Here is a 13633-nt window from a genome sequence, read left to right on the forward strand (position 1 = left end):
AAGGCTCTTCCCTGCGGCCGGGGGGCGTGCTCACGCGGGCTGCTTTCGTGGCGGTTATTCATCATGATCGCGCTGCTGCTCGGCGGAACCGGCCTGTTTCTCGCCGGTATGTGGATGATGACCGACGGCCTCAAGCTGGCGGCCGGAAAGGCGCTTGAGGGGCTGTTGCGCAGCGCCACCGGCGCACCCTGGCGGGGCGTTCTTGCCGGCATTGCCGTAACGGCGATCGTTCAGTCGTCCACTGCTGTCACCGTTGCGACCATCGGCTTCGTCAACGCCGGTCTTCTGTCGCTGGCCCAGTCTGTCTGGGTCATCTTCGGCACCAACATCGGCACCACCATGACCGGCTGGCTGGTGGCAACCCTTGGCTTCAAGCTGGATATCGTCAGTCTGGCCCTGCCGCTGCTGGGGGCGGGGATGATCATCCGGGTTGCGGCCGGTTCACGCGGCCGGCTCTCCGGGCTCGGTCAGGCGGTGGCCGGTTTCGGGGCGTTTTTCCTCGGTATCGGCTTTCTGCAGCAGGCCTTTGGTGACGTGGCCGTGCCTGCAGCCTTGTCCAGCCTTGCCCAGTCGCCGCTGCTCGGTATTCCCGTGTTTGTGGCCGTGGGCATTGGCCTCACGCTTCTGACCCAGTCCTCCAGTGCCGCCATGGCGCTTGTGCTGACGTCGAGTGCGGGCGCGGGACTGCCGGTGTTCCTCGGCGCTGCCGCCGTCATCGGCACCAATATCGGCACCACATCCACGGCCGGATTTGCAGCCCTCTCGGCAACGCCGCCCGCCCGCCGGGTGGCTGCCGCCCATATTGCCTTCAACAGCCTGACGGCCTGCGCCGCGCTTGTTCTGCTTTATCCATTATTGCAGCTGGCTCAATGGCTTGCGGCAGATGTGTCAGGAAGTGATTCAGGTGCTGCCGATATCGCCCTGGTGCTGGCTGTCTTTCATACCCTGTTCAATTGCATGGGCCTGATCCTGATCTGGCCCCTGACCGGCAAACTGGTGAACTGGCTGGAGCACCGTTTCGTCAATGCGCAGGAGAAGATCGGCCGTCCGGAGTTTCTCGACCCGACCTTGCGTCCGGTTCCCCAGCTGGCCTTGCGCGGACTGCTGCTGGAGACGGACAGGCTGTCCGGCATCACGCATGCCTTCGCACGCGATTGTCTGGCTGAACCGCGCGTGGCCACCGGCGAGCTTGACGCACGCCTGACCGGCAGTCTCGCGCTTGGCCGGGCCATCCGCAGCTTTATCGAGCACATGAACAAGGAGGCGATGCCGCAAGCAGTCTCCGAGGCCATTCCCGATGTCATCCGCGGGGTGCAGCATCTGGAGGAGGTTGCGCAGTTCTCGGCGGCAGCCGTCTCTGTTGCCGCGTTGGAGCCGGAGGGAGAGGCCCGTCAGGACGTGGAGCGCATGCGCCAGTCTGCACTGAAAGCCCTGACCGCAGGACAGCCTTCCCGGGAGAACCCGCTCCCGCCCGAAATGGTTGAAGCGGCGATGACTGAAACCGAGACACTTTACCAGTTGACGAAGGCTTCTCTCCTGTCCCGCGCAAGCCTGGCAGGCGAACATGTCGAGACGATCGAACGCAGTCTCCTGCAGATCCAGCATATGCGCCGTTGCGTCCGGGCCTCCTGGAAGGCGCACCGGCGTCTGGACCGCTGGTTTCTGACGTTAAATCGGGATGGTGTTCAGCAGGATACGGGAAAACCAGTAGATTAAATAAGGTATTTGATATTGCAATTCTTGATTGTTTTCTTTCGGGTGACCTAACGTTCAATTTTAATGAATTTCTCCGGTTTGATATTGCTTTATGCGTTCATTGTATGATTTTTCCTGTATTAATTTGAGTTTAATGCCTTTGCTTCAGTGTGCCTTGAAAGGTTTTCGTAGGGTTGTTAAATGAACCTCGGCCAGTGGAGTGTCAGGAACAAGGTTCTTCTGCCTGTCTGGATCATGGCAGCCTTCGTCGTTCTCGTGGTGACCATCAATCTGGTCATCCTGCGGGGTGAGTTGGAGCGCGGCCACGTGGAAAAGGTGCGCGCGCTCGTCGAGTCCGCCCGCTCCATTACGGAAGAAAGCTACCGGCTGGCGCAGGATGGGACGCTGAGCGAGGATGCTGCCAAGGACAAGGCACGCGATGCCATCCGGGCGATGATCTTCAATGGCGGTGCGCGCGTCTTCGTCTTTGATGAGACCGGAAACCGGGTGGTCAGCAATACGGTGGCTGAAGAAGGCACCAGCGCCTGGGGCTCCCGCCACACCCAGGACATGATCCGCAACGGCCTGAACGGGGGCGGCGTCACCTATTACAAGGGCGCAAGAACACTGGATGGGGTCACCACCCGCGGCAGGCCAAAGGCCGCGTGGTCTGAGCATTTTGCCCCGTGGGGATGGGTCATTTCCTCTGCGGTCTATCTGGACGACGTGAACACCTCCTTCTGGAACCATCTGCTGCGCTTCGCCTTGATTTTCGGGGCGGTTGGAGTGCTCCTGCTGCTCTGGGTCAATGCCATCGTCGGCAGTATCACCGGTCCGGTGCTGCGATTGACGGCCAATATGAAGCAGCTGGCGGACGGCGACACGCATGTGACCGTTGAGGACATCGGACGCGCCGACGAAATCGGTCAGATGGCGGCGGCCATGCGCACCTTCGTGTCCTATGAGCAGGAGCGCCACGCGCTGCACGGAAAGCTGCAGGAACTGGCCTTCTCCGACAGTCTGACCGGCCTTGCCAATCGCGCCTCCTTTCAGGACCGGCTGCAGTGCGAACTGGACCGCGCAGCGGCAGATGGCACCCATTGTGCCCTGATCGTGGTGGATCTTGACCGGTTCAAGACGATCAACGACACCATGGGCCATGCCGCAGGAGATGCGGTCCTGGTCCAGACGGCGCGGCGGATCGAGAGTGCGGTCTGCGCGCGCGCCTTCATCGGACGGCTCGCCGGCGATGAGTTCTTCGTGGTTCTGCCTGACCTGCCGGATGTTGACGAGGCAATGGCTCAGGCACATCGGCTTGTTGAGGCCATGCGCCAGCCCATGATGGTTGAGGACGCGGTGCTTCAGGTGTCTGTCAGCACCGGCGTGGCCGCCGGTCCCGGCGACAGTGCCAGTGCTCCGGCGCTGTTCCGCTTTGCCGATCTTGCCCTTTACGATGCGAAGCAGGCTGGCGGCAATTGCGCGCGCGCTTACAGGACACAGATGGGCGAAACCATCGAGAAGCGGTTCAAGCTTGAGACTATGATGAATGGCGCGCTCAAGCGCGGCGAGTTCAAAGCTGCCTTCCAATTGAAGATGGATTTGGCCACCGGTTATCCGGCAGGGGCAGAGGCGCTGTGCCGATGGGTTCATCCGTGTTTTGGCAACATCAACCCGGCTGAGTTCATTCCGGTGGCTGAGGAAACCGGCCAGATCATTGCCATCGGTAACATGATGCTGCGCGAGGCCTGCAAGTTCGCGGTTCAGGTCAATCATGCGTCTGCGCGGGCCATGGTCATCGCAGTCAACGTGTCGCCGCGCCAGCTGATGAATGGCGACTTTCTGATCCGGCTGCGTGACTGCCTTGCCGCCACCGGCTGCCAGCCGGAATGGCTGGAACTGGAGATCACCGAAAGCCTGCTGCTGGGGGAGGGCGGCGGTGTGCATGAGACACTGGAGCTGATCGCGGCCATGGGCATCGGCATTGCCATTGACGATTTCGGCACGGGCTATTCCGCACTCAGCTATCTGCACCGCTTCCCGATCACGGCCCTCAAGATCGACCGCTCCTTCATGAACGGTATTTGCAGTGACCCGCAGCAGGAAATCCTGGTGCGGACCATTCTGGCCATGGCCCATGGTCTTGGCCTGGAGACCACGGCCGAAGGCATCGAGACCGAGGACGTGGCCCGTAAGCTCGCTTCGATGAACTGCCGCTTCGGTCAGGGCTATCTCTGGCACCGCCCCGCTGCGGCAGAGGAAACCTCCGGCATCATGTGCGGACTGGCCGTGGCCTGATCCTGGCGAGGCTCGCGGGCGTCATTTTCCCTTGCCGTAAAGCTCCCGCCAGGCGGGCAGCGTGTCGCCCTTTTTCGGGGTGGCGTGATAGACGCCGCGGGCAATGGCACGGGCGAGGCTGGAAGCAGCGGCGGCGCCCAGTTCGATCATGTCCGCCAAGGGTTCTGCCAGCCTGTGGCGGCCGGTGGAGAGCGCAAAGACGAGATCCCCGTCCATGGGCGTGTGCGCAGGCCAGAGGGCCCGGGCAAGGCCGTCATGCGCCATGACAGCCAGCCGTTTGGCTTCTGCCTTGGTCAGGATGGCATCGGTGGCGACAATGGCAATCGTCGTGTTGGCACCGGCGCGTAGGGCATCGAATTTGGTGCGCGGCACGGCTGTGTCTGCGGGGAGGGGGAAGGGCAGTCCGAGGCCGCCGAATTCATCGCCCCGCTCGAAAGGCGCTGCCCAGAAATGCGGGCCATCGCCCATGGTGGCCCGGCCAAGCGCATTGACGGCCACCAGCGCGCCGACGGTGGCGCCGCAGGAAAGGCGCGAGGAGGCGGAGCCGAGCCCGCCCTTGAGATTGGCGGTGGTGGCACCGCATCCGGCGCCATGGCTGCCGAGCGCAAAGTCCAGCCCCGCTGCCTCAAGCGCAGCGCGGCCAAGCTCCCGGTAGGGGGCGTAGTCTCCCCAGTTCTTGTCACCGCCATTCATGAGATCAAACAGAATGGCGCCGGGCACGATCGGCACGCGCACCGGACCGACCTGAAAGCCGCGTCCCATGGCGGCAAGCCCGGCCTGCACACCGGCGCCTGCATCAAGCCCGAAGGCCGATCCGCCGGAGAGCACCAGCGCATCGACCTTTTCCACGGTCTGTTCTGGCTCCAGCAGGGCCGTATCACGGGTTCCGGGCGCACCGCCGTGAATGGCAACGGAGGCCACCGCCGGTTCATCCGGCAGCAGCACCGTCACGCCGGACTTCAGTGTCAGATCCTCTGCCGATCCAACGCTGAGGCCCGGAACATCCGTGATGAGATTGCGCAAGCTGGAGCCTTTCCTGTTATGTCACCGGGGTCATGACCGCCTTCTGATAGGCGGGGCGTGTGGTGAGGCGCTGGTACCAGGCTTCCAGATGCGGCAGATCCGGCCGGTCGAAGGACATGGTGAACCAGGCATAGGCGATGCAGCCGAGCGCCATGTCGCCGATGCCAAGGTTCTCGCCGGAGAGATACGGCGCCTTTGCGAGGGCTGCATCGGGGACCTTCAGCAGGTCCGTGCAGGCAGCAAGGCTCTGATCAATCTCGGCCTGAACCCGCTCTTCCGGTTTGCGGCGCACGATGTTGAGGAAGATGCCACGGAAGGGGCCCGTCAGTGTGGTCGAGGTCCAGTCCAGCCACTTGTCCGCCGCCGCAAAGGCCTTTTCGCCTGCGGGCGTGCCTAATTCAGGCACGAAAGGTGCCTTGCCGTGAGTGCGGGCCATATAGCGGACGATGGCGTTCGATTCCCACAGCACCAGACCTTCGTCTTCGATGCAGGGAACCAGTCCGTTGGGGTTCATGGCCAGAAAAGCCGGTTCCTGGTTGAGACCAAAGGCGCCGCCGGCGTCAATCCGGTCATAGGCGACCCCGAGTTCTTCTGCGCACCACAAAACCTTGCGAACATTGGTGGAATTGATCCGGCCCCAGATTTTCACGTTATTTCATCCCTGAATTCATCCGCCTTGTGCTGCGGATCTGTTTCTCCCACCGCATGCAGTTTAGGGGCCTTTTCTGCCGGTTGAAAAGGGGCATGCCTGTGGCGCGGTTCAAGGTGGCATCCGGCTGCTGCCTTGGCTAGGATGCGGGCAGAAACGGAAGCCGGATTGTGATGAGGCACGGATTTATGCGGCAGTTCAAGAGCTTGGCGCCATTTGCTGCGGGACTGGTGATGGCCGGCATGCTGACCGGCGTGCTGGCTGCTCCCGCACAGGCGGACATTCGCATTGCCGTTGCCGCTGCCTTTTCCGGCCAGTTTGCGCCATTGGGGGATCAGATCCTGGCCGGGGCGCGGCTGGCGGTTGAGGACATCAACGCCAGCGGCGGTCTGCGTGGGGAAAAGCTGGTGCTGGAGGAAGCCGATGACCGCTGCGACCCGGAGCGGGCCACGGCGCTGGCCAATCAGCTCACCGGCAAGGGCGTGCAGCTCGTCATCGGGCATCTGTGCTCCAGCGCCACACTGGCGGCAGCGCCCGTCTATGCGGAGGCGGGACGCATCCAGATCACGGTGGCTTCCGCGCTGCCGCAACTGACCGAAGCACGGCCGGGGCCGGGTTTCTTCCGGCTCGGGCCGCGCGAAGATGCCACCGCGCCTTTCATCGCGGAGCGCCTTGCCCAGGAGTTTGCCGGCAAGCGCATCGGCCTCGTCACCGACCGCAGCGCCTATGGCAAGGACTTTGCCACACGGCTGAAGGCTGCGATGCAGGCAAAGGGGCTCTCTCCTGCGCTGGAGCGGGAATTTGATGCGGGTGCACGGGACCTGAAGCCTCTGGCCTCGGCGCTCAAGGGGGAGCGGCTGGATGTGGTGGTGCTGGGCGCCTATGCGACAGATGCGGGGCATCTCGCCGCCGCCCTCAGTGCCTTGGACATGCAGGTGCCCGTTCTGGCTGGCGATGCGGCCATGGGGATGGAGTTTGGTGCGGCGGCAGGCGAGGCGGCAAGCCGTGTCGAGGTGGCCTTCATGGCCGATCCGGCTGCCGTTCCGGACAGTCCTGCCCGTGAGATTGCCAGCCGCATGCGGGCTGCGGGCATGGTACCTTCTCCTTATGCCACGGATGGCTATGCCGCTGTGCAACTCTTCGCAGCCGCTGCGGATGCTTCCGGCAGCTTCGACTTTGCGCCCGTGGCCGCAGCGCTTCAGTCCGGCAGCTTTGACACGGTCAGCGGCACAGTCTCGTTCTTGCCCGATGGGGACAGGGAGGGCGCGGGCCTTTCCTGGTACCGCTGGCAGGATGGCCGGTTCCGTCCCGCTGATCTGCCGCGTTAACGCTCTTTCAAGAATGCGCCTCCGGGCAATGCCCTCTGGCCGGCACCTGCGCTAGATTGGCCGGCTGAGGCCGTGCGGAGTCCGGCCTCACCAACGTCTGTGCCTGTCTGGTGTGCCGGGGGGAACTCATGCGCCCTATTGCCGTGATCATGCGTTCGCTTGTGCTTGTGGCGGCCTGTGGCGGCCTGTTGGGTCTTGCCACTGCCGCGCCGGTGCAGGCCCGTGCAGAGCGCGTGGCCTTTGCATCGCAGGGGCTTGCGCCGGGCACAATCGTCATCCGCAACAGCGAGCGGCGGCTTTATCTGGTGCTGGGAGAGGGGCAGGCGCTGGCCTATCCGGTGGCGGTCGGCAAGAAGGGCAAGGCCTGGACGGGCCGCACCTATGTGACGGGCCGCTATCTGCGCCCGGCCTGGATTCCGCCCGCGGTGGTGAAGCGCGATTTTCCGGACATGCCGGACCGGATCGAAGGTGGCGCCCCCAACAACCCGATGGGCGTGGCGGCCATGACGCTGGCAGGCGGTGAGTTCGCCATCCATGGCACCAACCGCCCCGGCAGCATCGGCCGCCCGGTGTCCTATGGCTGCATCCGCATGCACAACGAACATATCGCCGACCTGATCCAGCGCGTGCGTGAAAACACCCCGGTGATTGCCCTTCCGTAAGGCTGGCTCACTTCAGCAGGGGCAGGGCGCCGCACAGGCGGTCAACGGCCTTGCGCGGCCCTGCGACAAGGATTGCCTGCGGCTCGTGATCCTTCACGGGGGCTGCAGCGATGCGCGCCGTGTAATCCGCATAGTTCCGCGCCTCGAAGGCGGCACGCATATAGGCAAGGCGGACGGGCATGCTCTCTGCGGCGGCAAAAAGACTTTGAAGATCCCCGGCAGGGGCTCCCAGAATGGGCACGGCCACCTGGGTGATGCCTTCCAGCAGATGGCCTTCGCTGTCCGGTGTGGCGGGACCAATCAGCTCCGGATGCAGCCGTCCGAGGCTCATGCCCAGAATGGCAGCAAAATTGGCCTGCAATCCTTTCGGCAGGCTGGTGGACAGGATTATGACGGGTTTCAAAGTCATGGCAGGGCTCCTTTTGCGGCAGCCATGCCATGCATGCGGAGCCATGGTCTTGGACGAAATTGACCTTTCCGCCTGCCTGTGAAGAGCACGGATCAGTGGCGGATGAGACTGCCGGGCGTGATGCCAAGCTGGCGGCGGAACTGGCGGATCATGTGGCTCTGGTCGCAGAAGCCCACCGCCAGCGCCGCATCTGCCGGTGCCATGCCGTCAAGGATCAGCGCCTGAGCCTGTCTGGTCCGCATGCGCAGAACCATAGCATGGGGCGTCAGGCCGGTGGCGCGGGAGAAGCTGCGGATCAGGTAGGAGGGCGTAAGCCCGGCAAGGGCCGCAAGGCCCTCAAGCGAAAGATCGTCGCCTGAGGCAACGCCTTCCGCAATGCGTTCGCGTACCAGCCTGACCGCCGCCGGTTCCTGACCGGCAGGTCTGAGGGCGGCCCGGCCATGGCGGGTGAAGGCAAGGCCGAGCACGGCCTGCATGGCCTCTTCCACGGCCAGCCGCCAGCCGGGGGCAGCGGGAGCATTGACGCGCTGGGCAAGGCGGCTCAGCGCCTGCGTCAGGTGAAGGCCTTCGTCCCTTGGGGCGACGGTGGCAAAGCCGCGCAGATCCTTGAGGTCCAGCAGGGTCCGCACGGCGGCCTCGCTGGCATAGACCATGTTGTAGCGCACGCTCCCGGCCGCCGCGTGGCCGGTGTGGGGCTCTTCCGGGTTCATCAGCGACAGGGAGCCGGCGGGCAGCAGCATCTGCTCGCCTCGGCAGAGATAACCGCCCACCCCTTCGGCAATGGCGCCGATGGCAAAGCCTTCATGGGCGTGGCGGCTGAAGGTCTGGGTGCTGAAATCGGCTTCGTAAAGTTCAATGCCCTGCAGCCAGCCGAGATGATGATAGCGGTTGGCGCGCATCAGCTGCCCGCCTTGCGCAGCCAGTGGCGTGGATCAGTGGAGGCCGCTGATGGCCCGGCGCTTTCGCCCGACAAAGTGCGCACCAGATCAGCGACGGCATCCAGTGAATGCGCGGCGCGGAACTCGTCCACATGCGGCAGCATGGCCCGGATGCCCTTGGCCTTGGCTTCGAACCCGTCAAACCGCAGCAGCGGATTGAGCCAGATCAGCCGCCGGCAGGAGCGGTGCAGGCGGGAGATTTCCCGCGCCAGATCCTCGTCCGTGTCCCGCTCCAGCCCGTCGGTGATCAGCAGCACCGTTGGCCCGCCCGACAGCACGCGGCGGGACCAGAGGCGGTTGAATTCGTGCAGCGCGGTGGCAATGCGCGTTCCGCCGGACCAGTCGGCCACTCCGGCGGAACAGGCCGCCAGCGCTTCGTCCGGGTCCTTCATGCGCAGCTGCCGGGTCACGTTGGTGAGGCGCGTGCCGAACAGGAACGTGTGCACGGCGGGCCGGGTTTCCGTCAGCGCATGCATGAAATGCAGGAGCAGGCGGGAATACTGGCTCATGGAGCCGGAGATATCGCACAGGGCGATGAGCGGCGGGCGCTTTTCCTGCGGCTTGCGGTGCTTCAGATCAATGATGGCTCCGCCTGCGCGCAGGGTCGCCCCTAGCGTGCGGCGCGGGTCGATGCGGCCTCGTGGAGCAGGGGCGAGACGGCGGCGGCGGATCGTGTCCTTCGGCATCGCCATGGCGCGGAGCGCTGCCTTGGCCGTTTCGATCTCGTCAGCGGTCATCTGGGCAAAGTCCCGCGATTGCAGCAGCTCGCGGCCGGAGACGGTGAAGCGGGCATCCACCTCCACCTCGGGCTGCTCCTCGCGCGGCTCACGCTCGCGGGCGGCCTTGAAGGCCTGGGAGACGCGGGTCTGCCCGGCCTTGGGCTTTTCCGGCGTGCCCCGCGGCGGAGCGACGGGGGAGAGGATGGCCAGCATCTTCTCGATGAGTCCGCGGCTCTGCCAGTAAATGCGGAAAGCCTCGTCAAACAGCACCCGCTGCTCGCGCTTGTGAACGAAGACGGCGTGAAGCGTCCAGTAGAAGTCCTCGCGGCTGGCAATGCCGCTCACCTCCACCGCCCGCACCGCGTCGATGATGGAAGCCGGGCCAGCCGGAAGGCCTGCCTTGCGCAGGGTGCGGGCGAAATGCACGATATTCGCCACCATGCGGCCATCGAGGCTGGACGCCTGTTCTGCTTGCGGGGCGGCGGGTGTGGTCATCGCGCGGGGCTCAGACGTTCGGCATGGCGGTTGCGGTGGATGGCAATGTGCTGCGGATTTCCTCCACCATCTGACGGAGCTTCGAGCCTCGCACCCGCTCGATGTCGTCCTGATACTTCAGCAGAACGCCCAGCGTGTCATTGGCCATGTCTGGGTCCAGCGCCAGTTCGTTCAGCTCGGTCAGCGCCGTGGCCCAGTCGAGGGTTTCGGCAACGCCCGGCTGTTTGAACAGGTCTTCGGTGGCGCGCAGGCGCTGGACGAAGGCGACGATTTCCGCCGTCAGCCGTTCGGGTGCGCCCGGCACCTTGCGCCGCACGATGGCCAGTTCCCGCTCTGCATCCGGATAATCGACCCAGTGGTAGAGGCAGCGGCGCTTGAGGGCGTCGTGGATCTCGCGGGTGCGGTTGGTGGTGATGATCACCACGGGCGGCTCCTCGGCCCTGATGGTGCCCAGCTCCGGCACGGTCACCTGATTGTCGGCCAGCACTTCCAGCAGGAAGGCCTCGAAGGCTTCGTCAGCGCGGTCCAGCTCATCGATCAGGAACACGGGCGGGCCGGAGAGCGAGGGCTCCAGCGCCTGCAGCACCGGGCGTTTGATCAGAAAACGCTCGCTGAAGATGGAGCGGGAGAGGTCTGCATGGTCCGTGTCTCCAGCCGCTTCCGCGATGCGGATTTCCACCATCTGTGCGGCATAGTTCCACTCATAGACGGCAGAGGCGATGTCGAGGCCTTCGTAGCATTGCAGGCGGATGAGGTTGCGGCCGAGCGTGGCGGCCAGAACTTTGGCAATCTCCGTCTTGCCGACGCCGGCCTCGCCTTCCAGAAACAGCGGCCGCTTCATGCGCAGCGCCAGATGCAGCACGGTTGCCAGATCACGGCCGGCGACATAGCCGCCCTGATCCAGCAGCGCCAGGGTGCCGTCGATGCTATCGGGAAGGGGCGTGCGGGCGGTGGTCATGCGGAAGGGCTCCCGGAACGTGCGGCCCGGCCTTCAGGCCGGAGGTCTTGTCGTTGTCCCTAACATATAGGCGCTGCGGGCAAGCGACAGCCCCTTTTGCCGTATTTCCGTGCTGACGTATCGCGGCTGGCCATTGGCACCGGAGGCTGAGGGTTTTGACGGACTTGCGAAGCTGAAGGGGGGCTGGCACGCAAAGAGACGCTGAGGGTGGACGATCTGCGGGGCATGCGGCTGCCGACCCGCAGAAACCTTGAGGGAGAGGACATGACAAAGCTTTTCACGCGAGGGCTGCGCGTTGCGGCCGTGGCGGTGATTCTGTTCGCTGCACCGGGCGCTGGTGTGGTGCAGGCGCAGGGGACACTCGCAGAGGCGGCGCAGGTGGAGCGCGGCAAGCTGATCGCCAAAGAGGCTTGCGCGGCCTGCCATGCCGTTGGTGTGGATGATGCCTCGCCCAATGCGGATGCTCCGGCCTTCCGCGATCTCGGGCAGCGCTATCCGGTCGAGGATCTGGCGGAAAGCCTGGCCGAGGGCATCGTCACAGGCCATCCGGACATGCCGGAAGTGGCGCTGGAAGCGCAGGATGTGACATCCTTCATCGCCTACCTGAAGAGCATCCAGAGCCCAGATGGTGCTGGCAGCACTCACTGAAGTCTGCTGCTAACATATTGAAAAATATGAGGAAGACTCGTTTTTTAATTGCGCGTTTACTTCGCTGGCGCGACACTTTTGCCGTGGTGATGTCAAGGCATGAGGTGTTCCATGGGCACAAGCGAAGACTTCCGCAAGCAGATGGCAGGCTACGGGCTGCTGACGGCTGAAATCCTCTACAGGATGCCGGATCATCCCGCCCTTCTGCAGAGTTTCCTCTGGCAAACCGAGGACAAGGCCCCGAATTTTCCGGAACTGCGCCGTTTCCTGGCTTTCTGGGAGCGGGAAATTCAGGCCTTCATCCACTCGGTGCGTCTGGCGCATCAGGATCTGATCGGCCCGCGTGACGTGCGCTATGCCAAGGGCGAGTTCCTGATCCATTGAGGACCGCCGCCCCGGCACTTTCCACGGCAGGCCTCTCCCCTGCCGTGGATCTTCTTGAAGGTGGAGCCTGACCCTGTCGGGGCTTCATCACTTCTTCTTGCAGCCGCCGCCATCCGGATACGGAGGGCCGTAGAGAATGAAGGCCGAGAAACTGGTGCCGCCGGAAGCAAAGTCCAGCAGATCGTCCGGCAATTCGTCCTGCCCGATGGAGCGCGGCAGCACGAGGACGACTTCGCCCGGGGCCTCTTCAACCACGGTGATCTTGTAGGAGGGGATCGGGTCATTGCCGATCAGCTCCTTGATGGCCGCATGCGGGTTGCTCTTCAGCAGCTCGCGGAAGGCGGCATCGGACGAGGCCCTCAGGATGAGGTGCTTCTCGATGTGCTGGCGGGCCTGGGTAAGCGGATCAAGTTCAGACATGAGCTTCTACTCCCTGGTATTTCTCATGAACTCCGGTCTGCTTCGCCATCCCTTCCGGGCGCTGGCGAAGCATCCTTGTCACGAGATCTACCGGGAGTTTCCGGCGGACGGAGAACTTGACCCCAAATCTGCCGGTCAGGGCGTTTCAGGGCCTTGGCTGTATCCCGAGCCCCTTGCCGTCGCGCATGACGGCGCGGGCTTCCGGCCGGAAATCCGAGCCTTCGCCCTCGTGCAAGACAAAGCCAGGCATCAGCCTCAATGGCGCCTTGCTGGCGCGGATGGCGCGCAGGAGGATGCGGGTGGCGGCGGCATCGGCACGCGGGCGCAGCGGGATGATGTCGATGGCGCCGAACCGGCCCTGAAACACGTCCAGCAGCTCCTGCAGGCCATCGGCACGGAAGATGACCGTGAGCGTTCCGCCTTCGCGCAGAATGTCGGTTGCCGTCTTTGCCCAGGGCTCCAGCCCCCGCTCGTCCAGCACATGGGCGCTGGCCCGTTCGCCGGACGGGGAGGCGCGGAACTGGCCGGGCTGGTAATAGGGCGGGTTCATGATCACGTGATCGGCCATGCAAGGGGTGAGCCCCGCCGTATGGCGCTGGGAACCCTTGGCGGTGATATCGGCCTCCAGCACGCTCACGCGGGATGCAAAAGCGTTATTGAGGGAATCAGCCAGTGCGCGCCGGGCCAGAAGGGCGGCCAGCGGGTCGATCTCCACCAGAGTGACGCGAATATCAGGCAGGCGCGCTGCCGCACAGAAGCCCGCTGTGCCAACACCTGCGCCCAGATCCACCACATGGCCCTTTGTGCCATCGGGCAGGGCTGCGGCAAGATAGACCGCGTCGAGCCCGGCACGGTGAAAACCCTTTGCGGGTTGCTCGACGGTGACAAGCCCGCCCAGAAAGGCATCGCGTGTGGTGGCAACGCCTTCCGGCAGCGCAAGGGCGGCAAGCTCAGGGGCAGGAGGGACGGGGGCCGAAGGGACGGGGGCAGGAGGGATCTGGCGCGTCACG

Annotated in this window: 14 protein-coding genes; 6 read left to right on the forward strand and 8 right to left on the reverse strand. The window is 64.3% G+C overall.

All coding sequences use genetic code 11. The annotated features are described in order from the left end of the window. Positions 1-63 precede the first annotated feature (63 nt). Both IF10I1_RS07770 and IF10I1_RS07775 read left to right on the forward strand, forming a co-directional pair. Positions 64-1716 (forward strand): Na/Pi cotransporter family protein, encoded by a 1653-nt coding sequence (locus IF10I1_RS07770; protein WP_186391940.1) that lies wholly within the window; start codon positions 64-66, stop codon positions 1714-1716. 180 nt (positions 1717-1896) lie between these two features. After that, positions 1897-3990 (forward strand): bifunctional diguanylate cyclase/phosphodiesterase, encoded by a 2094-nt coding sequence (locus IF10I1_RS07775; RefSeq protein ID WP_186391939.1) that lies wholly within the window; start codon positions 1897-1899, stop codon positions 3988-3990. A gap of 21 nt (positions 3991-4011) precedes the next feature. Here the strand turns inward: IF10I1_RS07775 and IF10I1_RS07780 are convergent, their stop codons facing one another. Together IF10I1_RS07780 and IF10I1_RS07785 are read right to left on the reverse strand one after the other, a co-directional pair. Then, positions 4012-5013 carry a P1 family peptidase gene (locus tag IF10I1_RS07780; protein WP_186391938.1) on the reverse strand — a complete coding sequence of 334 codons (1002 nt, stop codon included), beginning with the start codon at positions 5011-5013 and terminating at the stop codon, positions 4012-4014. A gap of 16 nt (positions 5014-5029) precedes the next feature. After that, a complete protein-coding gene (locus IF10I1_RS07785; protein WP_186391937.1) occupies positions 5030-5662 on the reverse strand; it encodes a glutathione S-transferase family protein in 633 nt (210 codons plus the stop codon). 206 nt (positions 5663-5868) lie between these two features. On the opposite strand from IF10I1_RS07785, the gene IF10I1_RS07790 reads away from it, so the two are divergent. Together IF10I1_RS07790 and IF10I1_RS07795 are read left to right on the forward strand one after the other, a co-directional pair. Beyond that, positions 5869-6990 (forward strand): branched-chain amino acid ABC transporter substrate-binding protein, encoded by a 1122-nt coding sequence (locus tag IF10I1_RS07790; RefSeq protein WP_186391936.1) that lies wholly within the window; start codon positions 5869-5871, stop codon positions 6988-6990. Between the two features lie 128 nt (positions 6991-7118). Then, positions 7119-7652 carry a L,D-transpeptidase gene (locus tag IF10I1_RS07795; protein WP_186391935.1) on the forward strand — a complete coding sequence of 178 codons (534 nt, stop codon included), beginning with the start codon at positions 7119-7121 and terminating at the stop codon, positions 7650-7652. 7 nt (positions 7653-7659) lie between these two features. Here the strand turns inward: IF10I1_RS07795 and IF10I1_RS07800 are convergent, their stop codons facing one another. From IF10I1_RS07800 to IF10I1_RS07815, 4 genes are all read right to left on the reverse strand, one after another. After that, positions 7660-8061 carry a DUF2000 domain-containing protein gene (locus IF10I1_RS07800; RefSeq protein WP_186391934.1) on the reverse strand — a complete coding sequence of 134 codons (402 nt, stop codon included), beginning with the start codon at positions 8059-8061 and terminating at the stop codon, positions 7660-7662. A 92-nt stretch (positions 8062-8153) separates the two neighbouring features. Then, the gene (locus tag IF10I1_RS07805) at positions 8154-8960 is read right to left on the reverse strand and encodes an AraC family transcriptional regulator (protein WP_186391933.1); all 807 of its coding nucleotides are present in this window, start codon (positions 8958-8960) and stop codon (positions 8154-8156) included. After that, positions 8960-10213 (reverse strand): VWA domain-containing protein, encoded by a 1254-nt coding sequence (locus IF10I1_RS07810; RefSeq protein WP_186391932.1) that lies wholly within the window; start codon positions 10211-10213, stop codon positions 8960-8962. The genes IF10I1_RS07805 and IF10I1_RS07810 overlap by 1 nt, the downstream gene beginning before the upstream one ends. Positions 10214-10223: 10 nt before the next feature. Next, positions 10224-11171, reverse strand: a complete 948-nt coding sequence (locus tag IF10I1_RS07815; RefSeq protein ID WP_186391931.1) for a MoxR family ATPase — start codon at positions 11169-11171, stop codon at positions 10224-10226. A 264-nt stretch (positions 11172-11435) separates the two neighbouring features. Here IF10I1_RS07815 and IF10I1_RS07820 point away from each other — a divergent pair, with 264 nt between their 5' ends. Both IF10I1_RS07820 and IF10I1_RS07825 read left to right on the forward strand, forming a co-directional pair. Next, positions 11436-11819: a cytochrome c gene (locus IF10I1_RS07820; protein ID WP_186391930.1), complete on the forward strand. Its 384-nt coding sequence runs from the start codon at positions 11436-11438 to the stop codon at positions 11817-11819. Between the two features lie 111 nt (positions 11820-11930). After that, a complete protein-coding gene (locus IF10I1_RS07825; RefSeq protein ID WP_019966612.1) occupies positions 11931-12203 on the forward strand; it encodes an usg protein in 273 nt (90 codons plus the stop codon). Between the two features lie 87 nt (positions 12204-12290). On the opposite strand, the gene IF10I1_RS07830 is transcribed toward IF10I1_RS07825, so the two are convergent. Both IF10I1_RS07830 and IF10I1_RS07835 read right to left on the reverse strand, forming a co-directional pair. Next, entirely contained in the window at positions 12291-12623 is a 333-nt protein-coding gene (locus tag IF10I1_RS07830) for a hypothetical protein (protein WP_058899497.1), read from the reverse strand. A gap of 145 nt (positions 12624-12768) precedes the next feature. Beyond that, positions 12769-13632, reverse strand: coding sequence for a tRNA1(Val) (adenine(37)-N6)-methyltransferase (locus IF10I1_RS07835; RefSeq protein WP_208977644.1), 864 nt, complete (start codon positions 13630-13632; stop codon positions 12769-12771). Between the last annotated feature and the right edge of the window lies 1 nt (position 13633).

This window comes from Pannonibacter sp. I15F10I1 (assembly GCF_900185665.1).
Taxonomy (GTDB): Bacteria; Pseudomonadota; Alphaproteobacteria; order Rhizobiales; family Stappiaceae; genus Pannonibacter; species Pannonibacter indicus.

Coding starts and splice junctions, on each gene's coding strand:
- IF10I1_RS07770 (WP_186391940.1), top strand. CDS start 64: ATGATCGCGCTGCTGCTCGGCGGAACCGGCCTGTTTCTCGCCGGTATG.
- IF10I1_RS07775 (WP_186391939.1), top strand. CDS start 1,897: ATGAACCTCGGCCAGTGGAGTGTCAGGAACAAGGTTCTTCTGCCTGTC.
- IF10I1_RS07795 (WP_186391935.1), top strand. CDS start 7,119: ATGCGCCCTATTGCCGTGATCATGCGTTCGCTTGTGCTTGTGGCGGCC.
- IF10I1_RS07800 (WP_186391934.1), bottom strand. CDS start 8,061: ATGACTTTGAAACCCGTCATAATCCTGTCCACCAGCCTGCCGAAAGGA.
- IF10I1_RS07805 (WP_186391933.1), bottom strand. CDS start 8,960: ATGCGCGCCAACCGCTATCATCATCTCGGCTGGCTGCAGGGCATTGAA.
- IF10I1_RS07810 (WP_186391932.1), bottom strand. CDS start 10,213: ATGACCACACCCGCCGCCCCGCAAGCAGAACAGGCGTCCAGCCTCGAT.
- IF10I1_RS07815 (WP_186391931.1), bottom strand. CDS start 11,171: ATGACCACCGCCCGCACGCCCCTTCCCGATAGCATCGACGGCACCCTG.
- IF10I1_RS07820 (WP_186391930.1), top strand. CDS start 11,436: ATGACAAAGCTTTTCACGCGAGGGCTGCGCGTTGCGGCCGTGGCGGTG.
- IF10I1_RS07825 (WP_019966612.1), top strand. CDS start 11,931: ATGGGCACAAGCGAAGACTTCCGCAAGCAGATGGCAGGCTACGGGCTG.
- IF10I1_RS07830 (WP_058899497.1), bottom strand. CDS start 12,623: ATGTCTGAACTTGATCCGCTTACCCAGGCCCGCCAGCACATCGAGAAG.